Annotated in this window: 1 protein-coding gene; it reads right to left on the reverse strand. The window is 68.5% G+C overall.

Annotated features, from left to right (window positions below):
- Positions 1 to 127: 127 nt before the first annotated feature.
- Positions 128 to 1,759, reverse strand: a complete 1,632-nt coding sequence (locus ACFWY6_RS45165; RefSeq protein WP_384703681.1) for a M4 family metallopeptidase — start codon at positions 1,757 to 1,759, stop codon at positions 128 to 130.
- Positions 1,760 to 2,108: the final 349 nt, after the last annotated feature.

The following is a 2,108-nucleotide window of genomic DNA, read 5'->3' on the forward strand; positions in this document are numbered from 1 at the left end:
AACACCCGCCCACCCCCCCCCCGCCCCCCGCGGGTGGCGGGCGGAAGGTGCCCCCCGCACCGGGGGGCGCCAAAACCCCCCCCCCGGGGGCCGCCCCCCCCCCGGGGCCCCGCCCCGGCAAAGAGAGTTACTTGACGTTGACTCCGGTCCAGGCCGCCGCCACGCCCTTGGCCTCGGCGGAGTCCGCGCCGTAGAGGTCCGTCGCGGCCTTCAGCGTGCCCTCACGCGCGTCCTTGTACTGCGTGGTGGTCGTGAAGTACGTCGTCAGGGCCTTGAACCAGATCTTCTCGGCCTTGTCGCGTCCGATGCCCTCGACCTTGGAGCCGTCGGCGGTCGGGGAGTCGTACTTGACGCCGTTGATCTCCTTCGCGCCGCTGCCCTCGGAGAGCAGGTAGAAGAAGTGGTTGGCGATGCCGGACGAGTAGTGGACGTCTACGTTGCCCGCGTCCTCGCTCCAGTTGTCCAGGGAGTTGCCGTCCTTGGAGGGCTTGTCCATGTAACGGAGCGGCGAGCCGTCGCCGTTGATGTCGATCTTCTCGCCGACGTAGTAGTCGCCGACGTCCTTCTCGTTCTTGGAGTTGAACTCGACGGCCGCCGCGAAGATGTCGGAGGTGGCCTCGTTCAGGCCGCCGGACTCGCCGCTGTACTCCATGTTGCCGGTGGCCGCGGTGACGCCGTGCGTCATCTCGTGGGCCGCGACGTCCATCGACGTGAGCGGCTTCTTGTCGCCCTCGCCGTCGCCGTACGTCATGCAGAAGCAGCTGTCGTCCCAGAAGGCGTTGACGTACGCCTTGCCGTAGTGGACCCGCGAGGTCGCGCCCTTGCCGTCGCCCTTGATGCCCTCACGGCCGTGCACGGTCTTGTAGTAGTCCCAGGTCAACTGGGCGCCGTAGGCGGCGTCGACGGCGGCGGTCTGGGCGTCCTCCGGCTTTCCGGTGCCCCAGGTGTCGTCCTCGTCCGTGACGATCTTGCCCTCGCCGCTCTCGCTGTGCGCCAGGTCGAGCGTCGAGTGGCCGCCGCGCGAGTCGTCGGTCAGGTCGAAGCCGTTGGAGCCCTTCTTGGAGCCGACCTCGACGTCGCCGCTGTACTGGCTGTGGCCCGCGCCGTTCTCGATGGCCTGGTACTGGAAGAGCTTCTTGCCCGTGGCCGCGTCGGTGATGACGTGCAGCTTGCTGGGCGTGCCGTCCTTCTGGACGCCGGTGACGACGGTCTCGTGGGCGAGGACCGGCTTGCCCGACGCGGCCCAGACGACCTTGCGGGGCGCCTGCGCGTCGGCCTTCTTGGTGTCGCCGGTCTTCGCGGCGGTCGACTCGGCGGACTGCGCGGCCGACCTGGTCGCGATCTTCGCGGAGGTGGATGCGACCTTGATGGTGGCCTTGGCCGCCTTGGTCACGCTCTTGACCTTGCCGCTCTTCGCGGTGTGCACCACGAGGTCGCCGCCGAGGACGGGCAGGCCGTCGTAGGTGCGCTCATAGCGGGTGTGCGTGGTGCCGTCACGGTCCTTGACGACATCGCGGACGACGAGCTTCTCCTTCGCGCCGAGACCGATCTTCTCGGCGGTGGCGGCCTTGTCGGCGTTCGCGTCCTGCAGCAGGTCCGCGCGGGCGGAGGCGGAGAGCTCGACCGGCGATGCGGCCGACACGTTCTGGTCGGGCTGTGCGGACGCGCCGGTGGTCAGACCGGCGGCGAGCAGTGCTCCGGCGGCAACAGCGGTGGCTATGGCCAGCGTTGAGCGCTTCCGGGATATGTGGGGGGTCACGCATGCTCCTTCTGTGGGGGGCCCGGACGGTATGGGGACTGTCCGGGCTGAAAGATGCGGTGCGGGTGAACTGGTGTGCCGTGCGAGGGAAGAGTGCCAGTTGAGCCAGGTTCATGTCAGGACCCTGGCCATAGGTTGGCCAGAAAAGGTCCGTTGAGCGAAGGTCCATGTACGCAATGCGAACGACGGCCTGCGGACGGTGTAAAGGCGGCGCACATGGGTGCGGGGGCAGGGCGGGGTTTTTGAAACACCCACACCACGCCGCCGCTTAGAATAGAAGAGAACAGAATCGGCTGCGGGGTGGCGGGCCCTCGAGGGGCGGGGGGAGGTGGGGTCCAGGGCCAGAGGC

The organism is Streptomyces sp. NPDC059037, from assembly GCF_042740015.1.
GTDB lineage: Bacteria > Actinomycetota > Actinomycetes > Streptomycetales > Streptomycetaceae > Streptomyces.